The following is a 17,210-nucleotide window of genomic DNA, read 5'->3' as shown; positions in this document are numbered from 1 at the left end:
GATTCTACTTTTTGCCTCCATGTCCGAACCGCTGTTGATCGCCCAGGCCGGAAAGAACCAGGCCTTCCTGCTGCCCGGCCTGGCCAACCGCCACGGCCTGGTGACCGGCGCGACCGGAACCGGCAAGACCGTGACCCTGCAGAAACTCGCCGAAAGCCTGAGCCAGGCCGGCGTGCCGGTGTTCCTGGCCGACATCAAGGGCGACCTCACCGGCATCAGCCAACCGGGGCGCATCGAAGGCAAGCTGGCCGCCTCGATCCAGGAACGCGGCCTGCCTGAGCCGCAGCCCTTCGCCTGCCCGACGACCCTGTGGGACGTCTTCGGCGAGCAAGGCCATCCGGTGCGCGCCACGGTCTCGGACATGGGCCCGCTGCTGCTGGCCCGCATGCTGAACCTGAACGACACCCAGGCCGGCGTGCTGCAGATCGTCTTCAAGATCGCCGACGCCAACGGCCTGCTGCTGCTGGACCTGAAGGACCTGCGGGCCATGCTGCAGCATGTGGGCGACAACGCGAAGGACACCACCGAGTACGGCAACATCAGCGCCGCCAGCGTGGGCGCCATCCAGCGCGGCCTGCTCCAAGTGGAAGCGCAAGGCGGCGACCGGTTCTTCGGCGAGCCGATGCTGAACATCGCCGACTTCCTGCAGACGGATGCCGCCGGCCACGGCGTGGTGAACATCCTGGCTGCCGACAAGCTGCTGAATTCGCCGCGGCTCTATGCGACCGTCCTGCTGTGGATGCTGTCGGAGCTGTTCGAGCAATTGCCCGAGGTGGGCGACGTCGACCAGCCCAAGCTGGTGTTCTTCTTCGACGAGGCGCACCTGCTGTTCGACGACGCGCCCAAGGTGCTGCTGGAGCGCATCGAACTGGTGGTGCGGCTGGTGCGGTCCAAGGGCGTGGGCGTCTATTTCGTCACCCAGAACCCGCTGGACATCCCCGACAGCGTGCTGGCGCAGCTTGGCAACCGCGTGCAGCATGCGCTGCGCGCCTTCACGCCACGCGACCAGAAAGCCGTCAAGGCGACGGCCGAGACCATGCGGCCGAAGCCGGGGCTGGACATTGCGGCCGCCATCACGGAGCTGGCCGTGGGCGAGGCGCTGGTGAGCTTCCTCGACGAGAAGGGCCGGCCGAGCGTGACGGAGCGGCTGTATGTCATCCCGCCGGGCAGCCAGATCGGGCTGATCACCTCGGAGCAACGCAAGGCCTTGATCGCGAATTCCATCGTGGCCGGCGTGTACGAGCAGGCGGTGGATCGCGAGTCTGCCTACGAGAAGCTCAAGGGGCGGGCCGCGGCGGCGCCCTCGGCTTCCGCGGGTGGCGCGGCTGGCGGCGTGATGGGCGGGCTGTCGGACGTCCTGTTCGGTTCGACCGGTCCGCGCGGCGGCCGGCACGAGGGCCTGGTCGAGGGCTTCGCGAAGTCGGCGATCCGGACGATGGGGAGTTCGGTGGGGCGCGAGATTGCGCGCGGAATCCTGGGGAGCATTCTCGGCGGCAAGAAGCGCTAGGGAGCGCTCGTCCAAACGGGTGTCGGCGGGCGCGCACCCGCCCGGCGTTTCATGCCCATGCGCCGCTACATCCGTGCCAATACCACCGGGGCCACCTCCTTCTTCACGGTGACCCTGAGGGACCGCGGCATGCGCACCCTGGTCGACTACGTCGTCGACCTGCGCACGGCATTTGCCCAGGTGAAGCAACGCCATCCGTTCGCCATCGACGCGATGGTCGTCCTGCCGGAACACCTGCACACCATCTGGACGCTGCCGGAAGGCGACGCGGACTTCGGCATGCGGTGGATGTTGATCAAGCAGGCTTTCACGCACCGGCTGAGTGCGTCCGGGGTGGAACCCGCGCCCCGGCGCCAGCGCGGCGACCGATCGCTCTGGCAAGCACGCTGCTGGGAACATGCGATCCGTGACGAAGACGACTTCGCGCGGCACGTGGACTACATCCACTTCAACCCCGTGAAGCACGGCTGGGTGCTGCAGGCTTCGGACTGGCCCTATTCCAGCCTGCACAGGTACGTGCGCGACGGGGTATTGCAGCAACATTGGGGCATCGGAGGGCCGATCGAAGGCGAGTTCGGGGAGTGAGGTTGACGCATCAGGCCCGAGCTTTGCTAGAGTGTCCATTTTGAGGGCCCCGCCATGCCATCCGAAGTCTCGGCACCGCGCCACATCCGCCTGACGTCCCACTCGGGCAGCCACGGAGCGCTTCCCATCCACTGGGGGGCGGCGACGCCCGCAGAAAGGGGGCCGGTGGTCGGCACCACGACGAAGCGCAGCCATCGCAACGTCATCGGCACCCACAGCGGCTCGTACAGCGTCTACCGGGCGTTGGCAGTGGCAGCCGGTGCCCTGGCCCGCGACCACAAGGCCGACCTCACCAACACCTCTCCCACCGACGCCATCGGCCCCTACCCGCAGTGGGCCGACCCCGGCAAGATCGTCAGCCTCGACCCCTGGGGCGCGACGGTGGCTGAAGTTTTCGCCGGCGACATCAAGGCCGGCTACGACATCCGCCCGACCATCGCCGTCACCAAGGCGCACGTGATCCTGCCCGAGGTGATCGAAGCCCTGCAGAAGGGCCGGCTCAAGGCCGACGGCAAGTTCCTCACCGAAGGCGGCGCCGCCATGGTGACCAAGGCCGCCATCGAGCCCGTGTGGTACCTGCCCGGCGTGGCCCGGCGCTTCGGCTGCACGGAGGCGGACCTGCGCCGCGTGCTGTTCGAGGAAACCGGCGGCATGTACCCCGAGCTCGTCACGCGCAGCGACCTCGAAGTCTTCCTGCCCCCGATCGGCGGCCAGACCGTCTACATCTTCGGCAACCCGCAAGACCTGGCCAACCCCGAGGTGGAGCTCACCGCGCGGGTGCACGACGAGTGCAACGGCTCGGACGTGTTCGGCTCCGACATCTGCACCTGCCGCCCCTACCTGACGCACGCCATCGAGGAGTGCATCCAGGGCGCGCAACGCGGCGGCGTCGGCCTGGTTGCGTATTCGCGCAAGGAGGGCCGCGCGCTCGGCGAGGTGACCAAGTTCCTCGTCTACAACGCGCGCAAGCGCCAGGTGGGCGGCGACACCGCCGACAAGTACTTCGCCCGCACCGAATGCGTGGCGGGCGTGCAGGACATGCGCTTCCAGGAGCTCATGCCCGACGTGCTGCACTGGCTGGGCGTCAAGAAGATCCACCGGCTGGTCTCCATGAGCAACATGAAGTACGACGCCATCACCGGCAGCGGCATCGAGGTCGGCGAGCGCATCGACATCCCCGACTCGCTGATCCCCGCCGATGCCCGCGTGGAGATGGACGCCAAGAAGGCGGCCGGCTATTTCACCCCCGGCACGGTGCCCGACGCCGAAGCCCTGAAGAACACCAAGGGACGCGCGCTATGACCGCTCCCTGGGAATCGGATGCGGCGCAGCAGGCGGCCGAGCAACTACGCACCACGCCCGTCATCCGCGACCGCTGCAAGCAGCTGCTGCAGCGCGTGCGCGCCGGCGAGAGCAAGTGGTTCGTCCTGGACGAAGGCTTCCTGGACACCGCGGCACGCGAGGTTGCGGACAGCACGCGGCAACGCTATCCCAAGCTGCACGTGCCCTTCCACAGCCGCTGGCGCCACTTCGAAGCGGGCGGCGTCGACCGCAAGGCGCAGCTCGATCGCCTGCTGGCGCCCTTGCCTCCGGTGGAGCGCGCCCACGCGCTGATCGACCTCGCCTTCGTCAGCGTGCTGCTCGATGGCGGCGCTGGCCCCGACTGGAAATACGTCGAGCCGGCCACGGGCCAGACCTTCACCCGCTCCGAAGGCCTGGGCGTCGCCAGCTTCCATGCCTTCACCAGCGGCCTGTTCTCCAGCAACAAGGCCCGGCCGCTGCAAGCCGATGCCGACGGCCTGCGCGGGCTGGTTACCGACCACCTCGCCAGCGCCTTCCAGGTCAGCGAGGCCAACCCGCTGGTGGGCCTGGAAAGCCGTGCCGTGCTGCTGCGCCGCCTGGGCGAGGCGATGGCCGACCAGCCGGAGATCTTCGGCGACGAGGAAGTGCGGCCTGCCGGCATCTTCGACGTCATCATCTCGCCGCTGGGCCCGGCCGTGCCGCCGACGGCGGACGTCGCGGCGCACGACATCCTGTCGCAGGTCCTTGCCAGCTGCTCCGGCATCTGGCCTTCGGGCAACTCCATCGGCAACATCCCGCTGGGCGATTGCTGGCGGCATGCGGCCGTGCGCGGCGACGGCCTCAGCGACGGCTGGGTGCCCTTCCACAAGCTGTCGCAGTGGCTCACCTATTCGCTGCTGGAGCCCTTTGCCTGGGCCGGCGTGCAGGTGCGCGGCGTCGAGGCGCTGACGGCCCTGCCCGAATACCGCAACGGCGGGCTGGTGCTCGACTCCGGCTTGCTGCGCCTGCGCGACGAAGCGGCCGCCGGCGAGCTGTGGCAGCCCGGCGACGAGATCATCGTCGAATGGCGGGCCCTGACCGTGGCGCTGATGGACGAGGTCGCGCGCGCGGCGCGCAAGCAATTGCACCTCGACGAACAGCGCTTCCCGCTGGCCTGCGTGCTGGAAGGCGGCAGCTGGGCCGCCGGCCGGGCGCTGGCGCAGCAGCGGCGCGGCGGCCTGCCGCCGCTGCAGGTGGCCAGCGATGGCACCGTCTTCTAGAACACGAACCTGAGAACAACGATCATGCACAGCTCCAACGTCCACGTCATCGACCATCCCCTGGTGCAGCACAAGCTCTCGCTGATGCGCAACAAGGAGGCCAGCACCAACAGCTTCCGGCGCCTGCTGAACGAGCTGTCGATGCTGATGGCCTACGAGGTGACGCGCGACGTGCCGATGCAGGAAATCGACATGGAGACGCCGCTGGAGAAGACGCGCGTCAAGGTGATCGATGGCAAGAAGCTGGTGTTCGTCTCCATCCTGCGCGCCGGCACCGGCATCCTGGACGGCATGCTGAGCGTGGTGCCCGGCGCGCGCGTGGGCCACATCGGCCTGTACCGCGACCCCAAGACGCTGACGGCGGTGGAGTACTACTTCAAGATGCCGCAGAACATGGAGGAGCGCGACATCATCGTCGTCGACCCCATGCTCGCCACCGGCAACAGCGCCATCGCCGCCGTGGAGCGGCTGAAGGAGCTGGGCCCCAAGTCGATCAAGTTCGTCTGCCTGCTCACCTGCCCCGAGGGCGTGGCGAACCTGCAGAAGGCCCACCCCGACGTGCCGATCTACACCGCCGCCATCGACCGCGAACTCAACGACCACGGCTACATCCTGCCAGGCCTGGGCGACGCGGGCGACCGGATGTTCGGGACCAAGTAGGCGGGGTTGCGGGCAGCGGCTCCCCTCGCCTTCCCGCTTGACGTTTCCGCCGCCTGGCACGACGCTTGCACCGGTTTGCCGACCGATCACGCAAGGAGAAGAGCCATGCATTGCACCCGCCGTCACCTGATGGCGCTGGCCGCGGCCGCCCTGGCCGCTGCCGCACCGGGCTTCAGCCACGCCCAGGCGAAGACCAAGGTCGCCGCCGTCTACACCGTCCCCTTCGAGCAGCAGTGGGTGAGCCGCATCCACAAGGCGCTGAAGGCGGCGGAGGCGCGCGGCGAGATCGAGTACAAGGCCAGCGAGAACGTGGCCAACGCCGACTACGAGCGGGTGCTGCGCGAGTACGCCACCGCCGGCAACCAGCTGATCGTCGGCGAGTCCTTCGCCGTCGAAGCCGCGGCGCGCAAGGTGGCCAAGGACTTCCCCAAGACCGCCTTCCTCATGGGCAGCTCGGGCAAGCCGCAGGCGCCCAACTTCAGCGTGTTCGACAACTACATCCAGGAGCCGGCCTACCTCACGGGCATGATCGCCGGCGGCATGACCAAGTCGAACCGGATCGGCATGGTCGGCGGCTTCCCCATTCCCGAGGTCAACCGCCTGATGCACGCGTTCATGGCCGGCGCGAAGGAAACCAACCCCAAGGTGGAATTCACCGTCACCTTCATCAACAGCTGGTTCGATCCGCCCAAGGCCAAGGAAGCGGCCTTCGCCATGATCGACCAGGGCGCGGACCTGCTGTATGCCGAGCGCTTCGGCGTGTCGGACGCCGCCAAGGAGCGCAGCAAGCTCGCCGTCGGCAACGTGATCAACACGCAGGACAAGTACCCCGACACCGTCGTCGCCTCGGCCCTGTGGAACATGGAGCCGACCATCGACCTGGCGCTGAAGAAGGTGAAGGACGGCAAGTTCACCGCCGAAGACTATGGCCAGTACTCGATGATGAAGCACAAGGGCAGCGAACTGGCTCCGCTGGGCAGCTTCGAGAAGAAGGTGCCGCCGGAGGTCGTCGCCAAGGTCAAGGCCAGGGAACAGGCCATCCGCGACGGCAAGTTCACCGTGCCGGTGAACGACAGCCAGCCCAAGTCCTCGGCGAAGTAAGGCGATGCGCAAGCTGCTCCGCTGCCTGCTCGCGGGCGGGCTCGCCCTGGCAACCCTCCTCGCTTCCGCGGCGCCCGCCCTGGACGAGACCCCGCGCATCGCGGTGATCTCCGCCTTCCAGCCCGAGCTGTCGCTGCTGCTGTCGAAGGTGCAGCAGCCGCAGAAGTTCAGCGCCAACGGCGTGGAGTTCACCACCGGCACCTTGCAGGGCAAGCCGGTGGTGCTGTTCCTGAGCGGCATCAGCATGACCAATGCCGCGATGACCACCCAGCTCGCGCTGGACCGCTTCAAGGTGACGCACATCGTGGTCAGCGGCATCGCGGGCGGCGTCAACCCGGGCCTGCACATCGGCGACGTCACGGCGGCGCAGCGCTGGGGCCAGTACCTGGAAGTGATCGCGGCGCGCGAAGTCGCGCCGGGCCGCTACCTGGTGCCGGGCTGGGCGAAGGATGCGACCGTTCCCAACTTCGGCATGTTCTTCCCGCAGAAGGTGGAGGTGCGCTCCACCGGGCGCAGCGAGGCCGAGCACAAGTTCTGGTTCGACGCCGATCCGGGCCTGCTGGCCATCGCCGGCCGGATGAAGGACGTGCCGCTGGGCCGCTGCGACACGGAGCAGAAATGCCTGGGGCACCAGCCGCAGCTGGTGGTGGGCGGCAACGGCGTGTCGGGCCAGGCCTTCGTCGACAACGCTTCGTTGCGCGAATACGCCTTCAAGACGTTCGAGGCCAACGTGCTGGACATGGAGACGGCGGCGATGGCGCAGGTGGCCTATGCCAACGGCGTGCCCTTCATCGCCTTCCGTTCGCTGTCGGACCTGGCCGGTGGCGGCGAAGGCGAGAACGAGATCGGCACCTTTTTCAAGATCGCCGCGGACAACTCGGCCAACGTGCTGCTGGCCTTCCTCGCCGCATGGAAGTAGCCGCAGCCCCGGTGCTGCGGATGGAGCGCATCGCGAAGCGCTTCGGCCCGGTGCTGGCCAACGACGGCATCTCGCTGCAGCTGGCCGCCGGCGAGGTGCTGGGCCTGCTGGGCGAGAACGGCGCCGGCAAATCCACCCTGGTCTCCATCCTGTTCGGGCACTACACGCCCGACGCAGGACGCATCGAGGTGTTCGGCCGCGAGCTGCCGCTGGGGCAGCCGCGCGCCGCGCTGGCCGCGGGCATCGGCATGGCGCACCAGCATTTCACGCTGGCCGACAACCTGACGGTGCTCGAGAACGTGGTGCTGGGCACCGAACCCTTCTGGCGTCCTTTCACACGACGCGCCGAGGCGCGTGCGAAGCTGCTCGCCGTGGCGCAACGTTTCGGGCTGGCGGTGGCGCCGGATGCGATGGTGGGCGCCCTGTCGGTGGGCGAACGCCAGCGCGTCGAGATCCTCAAGGCCCTGTATCGCGGTGCGCGCATCCTGATCCTGGACGAGCCGACGGCGGTGCTGACGCCACAGGAAAGCGAGGCACTGTTCCGCACCCTGGCCGACATGGTGGCGCAAGGCCTGTCCATCATCTTCATCACGCACAAGCTGGCCGAAGTGATGCGGGTGGCGCTGCGTGTCGTGGTGCTGCGCGCCGGGCGCGTGGTGGCCGAGGCGAAGACGACGGACACGCAGCCGGCCGAACTGGCGCGCTGGATGGTGGGCCAGGACGTGGCATTGCCACAGGCGCGGCCTTCCACGGTGGCTGCGCGGCCGGTGGTGTGTGGGCTGGAGAACGTGGGTACCGGCGCGGGACGCGAGCGCCTGGTGGATGCGTCGCTGCAACTGCGCGCGGGCGAGATCACGGCGATCGCGGGTGTCTCCGGCAATGGGCAGCTCGCGTTGGCCGAACTGCTTTGTGGCATGCGTCCGGCCGTGTCGGGAAGCGTCACCTTGGGCGGTTCGCCGCTGGCAGCCGACCCGGCGTGGCTGGTGCGCAAGGGCGTGGCGCGCATCCCGGAAGACCGCCATGGCACCGGCGTCGTCGGCGACTTGCCGGTGTGGGAGAACGCGGTGGCGGAGCGCCTGCGCAGCCGCGCGTTCCGCCGCGGACCGCTGGTGCGGCGCGCAGCTGCGCGGGCCCATGCCCTGGCGATCGAACGCGCCTTCGATGTGCGCGGCGGCGGGCTGGACGTGCCCGCGCGCGCCCTCTCAGGCGGCAACATGCAGAAGCTGATCCTCGGCCGCGCGCTGCTGTCGCCCGAAGGCGGCGCGCCGCGGCTGATCGTCGCGCACCAGCCGACCTGGGGTCTCGACGTCGGCGCCGTCGCCTACGTGCAGCAGCAATTGCTGGCCGCGCGCGACGCCGGCGCCGCCGTGCTGCTGATCTCCGACGACCTCGACGAGGTGCTGGCGCTGGGCGACCGCATCGCAGTGATGCACGCAGGCAATCTCACGCCGGCCCTGCCGGCCAGCGGCTGGACCCGCGAACAGATCGGCCTCGCCATGGCAGGAGCCAGATGATGCGCCTCGAAAAGCGTCCGGCCATCTCCCCCCTTGCACTCACCCTTGCTCCCATCGGCGCCATCGCCTTCACCCTCCTCGTCAGCTCCCTCCTCGTCCTCTGGGCCGGCGCACCCGTCGCGCCGACGTGGGCGGCGCTCGTGAAAGGCGGCTTCGGCTCGCTCTTCGCCTGGACCGAAACGCTGACGCGCGCCACGCCCCTGATCCTTACCGGCCTGGCCGCAGCCGTTGCCTTCAGGGCCCGCCTGTTCAACATCGGCGCCGAAGGCCAGCTCTATGCCGGCGCGCTCGCCGCAGTCGCCGTGGGCGGGCTGCATGGCGGTACCGGCTTCGACCTGCCATCCGCCCTGCTTCTTCCCTTGATGTTCCTCGCCGCGGCGCTGGCCGGCGCCCTGCTCCTGCTCGGGCCCGCGCTGCTGAAGGCACGGCTCGGCGTCGACGAGGTGGTCACGACCCTGCTGCTCAATTTCATCGTGCTGCTGGCCGTGTCCGCGCTGCTGGATGGACCGATGAAGGATCCCGGCGCCATGGGCTGGCCGCAAAGCGTCGCGCTGCAGCAAGGGCTGGAGCTATCGAAGCTGGTGCAAGGCACGCGGGTGCACAGCGGGCTGCTGCTCGCTTGCGGGCTGGCCGTGCTGCTGTGGGCCGTGTTCAAGTACACCGTGTTCGGCTTCGACCTGCGCGCGCTCGGGGCGAACCCGCGCGCCGCCGCCTTCGCTGGCGTGCCGCCGCTGCGCACCCTGGCCGGCGTCGCCATCGTCTCCGGCGGACTCGCCGGGCTGGCGGGCGCCATCGAGGTGGCCGGGCGCACCGGCTATGTGACGCTCGACATGTCGCCCGGCTACGGCTACAGCGGCATCGTCATCGCGATGCTGGCGGGCCTGCATCCACTGGCGCTGCTGGCGGCCGCGGTGTTCGTGGCCGGCGTGCTGGTGGGCGCGGACAGCATGAGCCGCGTGATCGGCGTGCCGACCTATATCGCCGACGTCATCGTCTCGGCCTCGCTGATCGCGGTGCTGGTGGCGACGCTGCTCGCGCAATATCGCTTGCGGTGGCGCTGATGCAGGCCCTGCTGGAGCTGCTGGCCAACCAGGCGCTGTGGATCGCGGTGCTGCGCATCGCCACGCCCCTGATCTTCGGCACCTTGGGCGTGCTGCTGTGCGAGCGCGCCGGCGTGCTGAACCTGGGCATCGAAGGCATCATGGTCGCGGGCGCCTTCACCGGCTGGCTGGCGGTGTACGCGGGCTGGCCCTTGTGGGCCGGCGTGGCGGTGGCGGCCGGCACCGGCGCGGTGTTCGGCGCCTTGCACGCATTCCTGACCGTGGGGCTGGCGCTGTCACAGCACGTGTCGGGGATCGGCATCACGCTGCTGGCGACCTCGCTCAGCTCCTACGCGTATCGCGTGAGCTTTCCCAAGGTGAACACGCCGCCGACGGTGAAGCCCTTCGCGCCGATGGAGGGACTCGGCATCCCCATCCTGTCGGCGCAGACGCCGCTGACCTTGCTGGCCCTGCTGCTCGTGCCGGTGGTCGCGTGGCTGCTCTATCGCACGCCCGCCGGCCTGGCCCTGCGCATGGTGGGCGAGAACCCGCAGGCCGCGGAGAGCCAGGGCGTGTCGGTGCTGGCGGCGCGCAGCGGCGCGGTGATCGCGGGCTCGGCCTTGATGGGCGTGGCCGGCGCCTTCCTGACCTTGTCGGCCTTCGACGCCTTCTTCTTCAACATGGTCAACGGGCGTGGCTGGATCTGCGTGGCGCTGGTGGTGTTCGCCAGCTGGCGCCCCGGCAAGGCCTTGGCCGGGGCGCTGCTGTTCGCCTTCTTCGACGCATTGCAACTGCGGCTGCAGCAGTCCGGCGCGGCGGTGCTCCCGTACCAGGTGTACCTGATGCTGCCGTATGCCTTGTCGATCCTGGCGCTGGTGCTCGTTGCGCGGCGGGCGGCCTATCCGCAGGCCTTGATGAAGCCGTATCGCAAGGGCGAGCGCTAGACGGCCGCCGGCTGCGCGCCGAAGAAGCCGACGACACGCAGGAGCTTGCCATCGACGTCCAGCTCCGCGACGTCGACGCCCTCCAGCACCGCCGCGCCATCGGCGTTCACCAGCCGCCAGCCATAGCGCAGGAAGTCGTGGTGCGCATCCACCGCGGTGCTGCGCTCGAAGCGGTGCTGCGGAAACTGCGACAGCAAGGTCGCGGCCTGGTCCGAGATGCCCTGGTGGCCGCGGGCGGCCAGCGGCGGGTCGACCAGGCTGCCGTCGGCGTTCCAGGCGGCGCGGATGGCGCTGGCGCGGCGGGCGGCGTCGGCGTCGCAATAGGCGGCCAGGTGGCTGTCGACCAGGCGTTCGATGGCGGGAAGGTTCATCATGGGCTCCTTTCGTTGACGATGGAGCCATTGTTCGCGGCCGCTCGCCGCGTGGCGATGACCTTGGAGGTCATGGAAAGGCTATAAATCGGACATGCTCGACCTGCTCCTCACCAACGCCAGCCTGCCCGATGGCCGCACGGGCATGTCCGTCGCAGTGCAAGGCGGCAAGATCGCGGAGCTCGCGCCTGGCCTGCATGCTCCCGCGCTGGAGACCATCGATGCCGGCGGCCAGCTGCTGGCACCGCCCTTCTGCGACCCGCACTTCCACATGGACGCGACGCTCAGCTACGGCCTGCCGCGGGTCAACGAGAGCGGCACCTTGCTGGAAGGCATCGCGCTGTGGGGCGAGCTGAAGCCGCTGCTGAAAGCGGAGGACCTGGTCGCGCGCGCACTGGCCTACTGCGACTGGGCGGTCGCGCGCGGCCTGCTGGCGATCCGCAGCCACGTGGACACCAGCGACCCGAGCCTGCTGCCGGTGGAAGCGATGCTGGAGGTGAAGAAGCGCGTCGCGCCCTACCTCGACCTGCAGCTGGTGGCCTTCCCGCAGGACGGCGTGCTGCGCACCAAGGGCGGCGTGCAGAGCCTGCTGCGCGCGCTGGACCTGGGCGTGGACGTCGTCGGCGGCATCCCGCACTTCGAGCGCACCATGGCGCAGGGCGCGGACAGCGTGAAGCTCCTGTGCGAGATCGCCGCGGAGCGCGGCAAGCTGGTCGACATGCATTGCGACGAGACGGACGACCCGCAATCGCGCCACATCGAGACCCTGGCCTTCGAGGCGCAGCGCCTGGGCCTGCAGGGCCGCGTGAACGGCAGCCACTGCACCTCCATGCACAGCATGGACAACTACTACGTCAGCAAGCTGATTCCGTTGATCGCCGAGAGCGGCGTCAGCGTCATCGCCAACCCGCTGATCAACATCACCTTGCAGGGTCGGCACGACAGCTACCCCAAGCGGCGCGGCATGACGCGCGTGCCGGAGCTGCTGGCCGCCGGCGTCAACGTCGCCTTCGGGCACGACTGCGTGATGGATCCCTGGTACGGCATGGGCAGCGCCGACATGCTGGAGGTGGCGCACATGGGCCTGCACGTGGCGCAGATGACCAGCCAGAAGGGCATCCACGCCTGCTTCGCCGCGGTGACGGTGAATGCAGCGAAGGTGATGCACCTGCAGGGCTACGGCCTCGCGCCGGGCTGCGATGCGAGCTTCGTGCTGCTGCAGGCCCGCGACGTGGTCGAGGCGATCCGGCTGCGGGCGAATCGCCTGAAGGTGTGGCGCAAGGGCAAGCTGCTGGCGCAGACGGCGGAGGTGGTGGCGCAGTTGCATGTCGAAGGACGTCCCGCAGGCACGCGCTTCACGCGGCCGTGAGCTCGCCACGCTTGCCAAACAGGGCCGCTCCGCCCTCGGCACATCTCTTGCAAACTCCCCTCCCATGACCCCTGCCGACCTCGTCAATGAATACCTCCGCCTCCACATGCTGCCGGATCCGCAGGGCGCGGCGGCCTTCGTGGCGCCGGACATCCGCATCCGCTTCACCGGCAACCGGCCCATGGGCCACCCGGCGGACGCCACGGCCTTCAACGCCAAGCGCTATGCCTGGGTCAAGAAGAAGATCGAGCGCACCGAAGTGGTGGCCGGCGCCAGCGAAGACGAAGCCATCGTCTACAGCCTGGGCACGCTGTACGGCGCCTGGCCGGACGGCACGGCGTTCGAAGGCAACCGCTACGTCGACCGCTACGTGGTGAAGAACGGCCGGATCGTGCAGATGGACGTCTGGAACGACAGCGCCGAATGGCTGCTGGTGCGCGCCGGCCTGGCCGACGCCGACGGAGCGCCGGTGTGAGCGAGGCGCCCCAGTGGACCGGCCCGCTGCCCGGCCACGAGCGCTTTCCCTACCAGCCCATCACGCGCAGGCCCGGCTGGCGCTGGCCCAATGGCGCGCGACTGGCCGTCTACCTCGGCTTCAACCTGGAGCACTTCGCCTTCGGCGCCGGCCTCGGCGCCTGCCTGGGGCCGGCCTCGCCGCACCCCGACGTCCTCAACTACAGCTGGCGCGAATACGGCAACCGCGTGGGCGCCTGGCGCTGCCTGGAACTGTTCGACCAGCTGCGGCTGCCGGCCGCCGCCATCCTCAACACCGCGCTCTACGACCATTGCCCGGAACTGGTCGCGGCCTGCGCGGCGCGAGGCGACGAACTGGTCGGCCACGGCCACACCAACGCCGAACGCCAGGGCACCTGGACCGAGACGCACGAGCGCGCCCTGCTCGCATCCTGCGCCGAACGCATTACCCGCGAGAGCGGCCAGCGGCCCACCGGCTGGCTGTCGCCCTGGATCTCGGAAAGCGCCTCCACGCCCGACCTGCTGGCGGAGACCGGCTACCGCTACACCCTGAACTGGTGCCATGACGACCAGCCGGTCGCCATGCGCACGCGCGACGGCCGGCACCTGTGGTCCGTGCCCTATCCGCAGGAGCTGAACGACATCCCCATGATCGTGGCGCGCCAGATGGACGCGCGCGACTTCTTCGACCTGGTGCTGGACAACTTCGAGGAGATGCTGGAGCAGGCTCGCACTACGCCGCTGGTCATGGGCCTGGCGCTGCATCCTTACATCGTCGGCCAGCCCTACCGGCTGCGGCACCTGCGCCGGGCGCTCCAGCGGCTGGCGCAGGCACGCGACGACGACCGGATTTGGTTCACGACGCCGGGCGCGATCGCACGATTCATGGACGCGCCGGGCTGAAGCGCACCAGGGGCGTGCATCCCGGCTGGCACGGCCGTTGCATCCCTGCCCCAACATGGATGCCGCCGCAGTCGTGCCCGCCTATGCCGTCGAACTGGTCCACCTGACCAAGCGCTACGCGCCGGGCACGCCGCCCGCCGTCGATGCCATCGACCTGCGCATCCCCGCCGCCAGCTACTGCTGCCTGCTCGGGCCCTCGGGCTGCGGCAAGACGACGACCTTGCGCATGATCGCCGGCCACGAAAGCGTCAGTGCCGGCGACATCCTGCTGGAGAACCGCAACATCACCTTGCTGGGCGCCGCCGACCGCGGCACGGCAATGATGTTCCAGAGCTTCGCCCTGTTTCCCCATCTCTCGGCGCTGGACAACGTCGCCTTCAGCCTGAAGATGAAGGGCGTCGCGCGCGCCGAGCGCCACCAGCGCGCCCAGGAACTGCTGGAGCGCGTGGCCATGGGCCACCTCGCGCAGCGCAAGCCAGGCGAGCTCTCCGGCGGCCAGCAGCAGCGCGTGGCGCTGGCGCGCGCCCTCATCACCCAGCCGCGCGTGCTGCTGCTGGACGAGCCGCTGTCCGCCCTCGATCCCTTCCTGCGCATCCAGATGCGCGCCGAGCTGCGCCGCTGGCAAAAGGAACTGGGCCTCACCTTCATCCACGTCACGCACTCGCAGGAGGAAGCGATGGCGCTGGCCGACCAGATCGTGGTGATGAACCAGGGCCGCATCGAGCAGGTGGGCCGCCCGCGCGAGGTGTACAACGCGCCGGCCACCGAGTTCATCGCCCGCTTCATGGGCGGCCACAACGTGCTGGCCACCAGCGCCGGCAAGCTGGCCGTGCGCAACGACCACATGCTCATCGCCCCGGCCACGGGAGAAGCGCTCGACAACGGCAACCTGCCCGGCACCGTCACCGACGTCGAATACCAGGGCACCTACGTGCTGCTCGGCCTGCGCGCGCGTGACGCCGCCGGCGAGCGCGAGGTGTCGGTGATGCTGCCCGAAGCGCAGTTCGCCGCCCTGCCCTATGCGCCCGGCGACGCCGTGGAGCTGTCCTGGCTGCACGACAACGCGCACCCGCTGCTTGCCTGATTCCCACCCAGAGAAGGAGAGAAAACCATGGCTCACGACCAAAACGACGCCCCCAAGGGCCTGCTGCGGCGTTCGCTGCTGCAGGGAACCGCCGGCATCCTCGCCACCGGGCTCGCCCCGGCGATCCATGCGCAGGACAAGCCGGTGCTGCGCTACCTGGGCACCGCGGTGAACCAGGACAAGGAGATCGCGGACAAGTTCAAGGCCGACACCGGCATCACCATCCAGTACGTGGCGGTGACCACCGACGACGTCACCAAGCGCGCCGTCACCGCGCCCAACAGCTTCGACCTGCTGGACACCGAATACTTCTCGCTGAAGAAGATCGTGCCCACCGGCAACCTGAAGGGCATCGACGTCAAGCGCGTGAAGAACGCCGACAAGATCACGGCCCTCTTCACGCGGGGCGAGGTGGCGGGCAAGAAGGTCGGCGACCAGGGCACGGCGCCCAAGAAGGTGATCTTCCTGGAAGGCGAGAAGAGCAAGGTCTTCGCGAAGGCGCCGACGCAGTTCATGTCGCTGATCCCGACCACCTACAACGCCGACACGCTGGGCATCCGGCCAGACCTGATCAAGCGGCCGATCAACTCCTGGGCCGAACTGCTGAACCCCGAGTTCAAGGGCAAGACGTCGATCCTGAACATCCCCTCCATCGGCATCATGGACGCGGCGATGGTCGTGGAGGCCATGGGCAAGTACAAGTACCCGGACAAGGGCAACATGACGAAGAAGGAGATCGACCTCACGATCGCCACGCTCATCGAAGCCAAGAAGGCCGGCCAGTTCCGCGCTCTGTGGAAGGACTTCAACGAATCGGTGAACCTGATGGCTTCCGGCGAGGTCGTGATCCAGTCGATGTGGTCGCCGGCCGTGACGGCCGTGCGCACCAAGGGCATCGACTGCGTGTTCCAGCCGCTGAAGGAAGGCTATCGCGCCTGGGCTTCCGGCTTCGGCCTGCCGGCCACCTTGTCCGGCAAGAAGCTCGACGCCGCCTACGAGTTCATCAACTGGTTCCTCGACGGCTGGGCCGGCGCCTACCTCAATCGCCAGGGCTACTACAGCGCGGTGCTGGAGACGGCCAAGGCCAAGATGGAACCGTACGAGTGGGCCTACTGGATGGAAGGCAAGCCGGCCACGCAGGACATCAAGAGCCCGCACGGCGACCTGCTGGCCAAGACCGGCTCGGTGCGGGACGGCGGCAGCTACGAGCAGCGCATGGGCGGCATCGCCTGCTGGAACGCGGTCATGGACGAAAACGAGTACATGGTCCGCAAGTGGAACGAGTTCGTCGCGGCCTGATGGCGCGCGCGGTCCCCGCCTGGTGGCAGGCGGGGCCGTTCGCCGCGGTCTTCGGCTTGTTCTTCCTGCTGCCGCTGGCGTTAACGCTGGCGGTCAGCTTCTGGAACTTCAACGAATACGAGCTGATCCCGGCGTTCTCGCTGCGCAACTACCTGACGGTCTTCGAGGGCTGCGGCGCCCTCGGCGATCGCGGCAACCTGTGCGTGACGCTCGCCACCTATGCGTCCACCTTGCAGCTATGCGCGCTGGTGTGGGCCTGCACGCTGGCGCTGGGCTTCACGGTCGCCTACTTCCTGGCCTTCCACGTGCGTTCGCCGGGCATGCAGACCGCGCTGTTCGTGCTGTGCACGGTGCCGTTCTGGACCTCCAACGTGATCCGGATGATCTCCTGGGTGCCGCTGCTGGGGCGCAACGGGCTGGTCAACGACTTCCTGATGGGCGCGCACCTGGTGGACCACCCGGTGGAATGGCTGCTGTTCTCGCGCTTCTCGGTGGTGCTGGCTTTCGTGCACCTCTACACCATGTTCATGATCGTTCCCATCTTCAACAGCATGATGCGCATCGACCGCAGCCTGCTGGAAGCCGCCAGCGACGCCGGCGCCTCCGCCTGGCAGGCGTTGTGGAACGTGGTGGTGCCGCTGTCGCGCACCGGCATCCTGATCGGTTCCATCTTCGTCATCACCATCGTCATGGGCGACTTCGTCACCATCGGCGTGATGGGCGGGCAGCAGATCGCCTCGGTCGGCAAGATCATCCAGGTGCAGACCTCCTACCTGCAGTTCCCGCTGGCGGCCGCCAATGCGGTGATCCTGCTGGCGGTGGTGCTGATGATCATCTGGGGCCTGACCCAGCTGGTCGACATCCGCAGGGAGCTCTGAG

General features: G+C 68.7%; 17 protein-coding genes. 16 read left to right on the top strand and 1 reads right to left on the bottom strand.

From position 1 onward, the window contains the following. Nucleotides 1–19: 19 nt before the first annotated feature. From HHL11_RS18555 to HHL11_RS18510, 10 genes are all read left to right on the top strand, one after another. Nucleotides 20–1,507 carry a helicase HerA-like domain-containing protein gene (locus HHL11_RS18555; protein ID WP_169419825.1) on the top strand — a complete coding sequence of 496 codons (1,488 nt, stop codon included), beginning with the start codon at nucleotides 20–22 and terminating at the stop codon, nucleotides 1,505–1,507. Nucleotides 1,508–1,564: 57 nt separating this feature from the next. Continuing rightward, entirely contained in the window at nucleotides 1,565–2,092 is a 528-nt protein-coding gene (locus tag HHL11_RS18550; RefSeq protein ID WP_169419824.1) for an REP-associated tyrosine transposase, read from the top strand. 54 nt (nucleotides 2,093–2,146) lie between these two features. Continuing rightward, entirely contained in the window at nucleotides 2,147–3,394 is a 1,248-nt protein-coding gene (locus HHL11_RS18545; RefSeq protein WP_169419823.1) for a GTP cyclohydrolase II, read from the top strand. Then, nucleotides 3,391–4,653 carry a URC4/urg3 family protein gene (locus HHL11_RS18540; RefSeq protein WP_169419822.1) on the top strand — a complete coding sequence of 421 codons (1,263 nt, stop codon included), beginning with the start codon at nucleotides 3,391–3,393 and terminating at the stop codon, nucleotides 4,651–4,653. Before HHL11_RS18545 ends, HHL11_RS18540 begins: the two co-directional genes overlap by 4 nt. A gap of 24 nt (nucleotides 4,654–4,677) precedes the next feature. Next, on the top strand, nucleotides 4,678–5,313 hold the full coding sequence (gene upp, locus HHL11_RS18535) for a uracil phosphoribosyltransferase (protein WP_169419821.1): 636 nt from the start codon (nucleotides 4,678–4,680) through the stop codon (nucleotides 5,311–5,313). A 129-nt stretch (nucleotides 5,314–5,442) separates the two neighbouring features. Further along, nucleotides 5,443–6,414, top strand: a complete 972-nt coding sequence (locus HHL11_RS18530) for a BMP family protein (RefSeq protein ID WP_240980332.1) — start codon at nucleotides 5,443–5,445, stop codon at nucleotides 6,412–6,414. A 4-nt stretch (nucleotides 6,415–6,418) separates the two neighbouring features. Beyond that, complete coding sequence (locus HHL11_RS18525; RefSeq protein ID WP_169419819.1) at nucleotides 6,419–7,333, top strand: 5'-methylthioadenosine/S-adenosylhomocysteine nucleosidase; 915 nt, start codon at nucleotides 6,419–6,421, stop codon at nucleotides 7,331–7,333. Continuing rightward, nucleotides 7,324–8,847 (top strand): ABC transporter ATP-binding protein, encoded by a 1,524-nt coding sequence (locus tag HHL11_RS18520; RefSeq protein WP_169419818.1) that lies wholly within the window; start codon nucleotides 7,324–7,326, stop codon nucleotides 8,845–8,847. The genes HHL11_RS18525 and HHL11_RS18520 overlap by 10 nt, the downstream gene beginning before the upstream one ends. After that, nucleotides 8,847–9,908, top strand: coding sequence for an ABC transporter permease (locus HHL11_RS18515; protein WP_205964480.1), 1,062 nt, complete (start codon nucleotides 8,847–8,849; stop codon nucleotides 9,906–9,908). The genes HHL11_RS18520 and HHL11_RS18515 overlap by 1 nt, the downstream gene beginning before the upstream one ends. Continuing rightward, nucleotides 9,908–10,831, top strand: a complete 924-nt coding sequence (locus HHL11_RS18510) for an ABC transporter permease (RefSeq protein ID WP_169419816.1) — start codon at nucleotides 9,908–9,910, stop codon at nucleotides 10,829–10,831. The genes HHL11_RS18515 and HHL11_RS18510 overlap by 1 nt, the downstream gene beginning before the upstream one ends. Here the strand turns inward: HHL11_RS18510 and HHL11_RS18505 are convergent. Next, nucleotides 10,828–11,202 (bottom strand): nuclear transport factor 2 family protein, encoded by a 375-nt coding sequence (locus HHL11_RS18505; RefSeq protein ID WP_169419815.1) that lies wholly within the window; start codon nucleotides 11,200–11,202, stop codon nucleotides 10,828–10,830. The two genes, HHL11_RS18510 and HHL11_RS18505, sit on opposite strands and share 4 nt — an antisense overlap. 94 nt (nucleotides 11,203–11,296) lie before the next feature. On the opposite strand from HHL11_RS18505, the gene HHL11_RS18500 reads away from it, so the two are divergent. The 6 genes from HHL11_RS18500 to HHL11_RS18475 all read left to right on the top strand — a co-directional run bounded on the left by HHL11_RS18500 (nucleotide 11,297) and on the right by HHL11_RS18475 (nucleotide 17,209). Beyond that, the gene (locus HHL11_RS18500) at nucleotides 11,297–12,571 is read left to right on the top strand and encodes an amidohydrolase family protein (RefSeq protein ID WP_169419814.1); all 1,275 of its coding nucleotides are present in this window, start codon (nucleotides 11,297–11,299) and stop codon (nucleotides 12,569–12,571) included. A gap of 64 nt (nucleotides 12,572–12,635) precedes the next feature. After that, nucleotides 12,636–13,046, top strand: a complete 411-nt coding sequence (locus HHL11_RS18495) for a nuclear transport factor 2-like protein (RefSeq protein ID WP_169419813.1) — start codon at nucleotides 12,636–12,638, stop codon at nucleotides 13,044–13,046. Beyond that, nucleotides 13,043–13,948, top strand: coding sequence for a polysaccharide deacetylase family protein (locus tag HHL11_RS18490; protein WP_342593238.1), 906 nt, complete (start codon nucleotides 13,043–13,045; stop codon nucleotides 13,946–13,948). Before HHL11_RS18495 ends, HHL11_RS18490 begins: the two co-directional genes overlap by 4 nt. 55 nt (nucleotides 13,949–14,003) lie before the next feature. Continuing rightward, nucleotides 14,004–15,032, top strand: coding sequence for an ABC transporter ATP-binding protein (locus tag HHL11_RS18485; RefSeq protein WP_169419811.1), 1,029 nt, complete (start codon nucleotides 14,004–14,006; stop codon nucleotides 15,030–15,032). A gap of 27 nt (nucleotides 15,033–15,059) precedes the next feature. Continuing rightward, entirely contained in the window at nucleotides 15,060–16,331 is a 1,272-nt protein-coding gene (locus HHL11_RS18480) for an ABC transporter substrate-binding protein (RefSeq protein WP_169419810.1), read from the top strand. Then, nucleotides 16,331–17,209 carry an ABC transporter permease gene (locus HHL11_RS18475; RefSeq protein ID WP_169420100.1) on the top strand — a complete coding sequence of 293 codons (879 nt, stop codon included), beginning with the start codon at nucleotides 16,331–16,333 and terminating at the stop codon, nucleotides 17,207–17,209. The genes HHL11_RS18480 and HHL11_RS18475 overlap by 1 nt, the downstream gene beginning before the upstream one ends. The last annotated feature ends 1 nt before the right edge of the window (nucleotide 17,210 follow it).

The organism is Ramlibacter agri, from assembly GCF_012927085.1.
In the GTDB taxonomy this organism is placed as follows: Bacteria; Pseudomonadota; Gammaproteobacteria; order Burkholderiales; family Burkholderiaceae_C; genus Ramlibacter; species Ramlibacter agri.
This window is presented reverse-complemented; position numbering and strand designations above follow the sequence as displayed.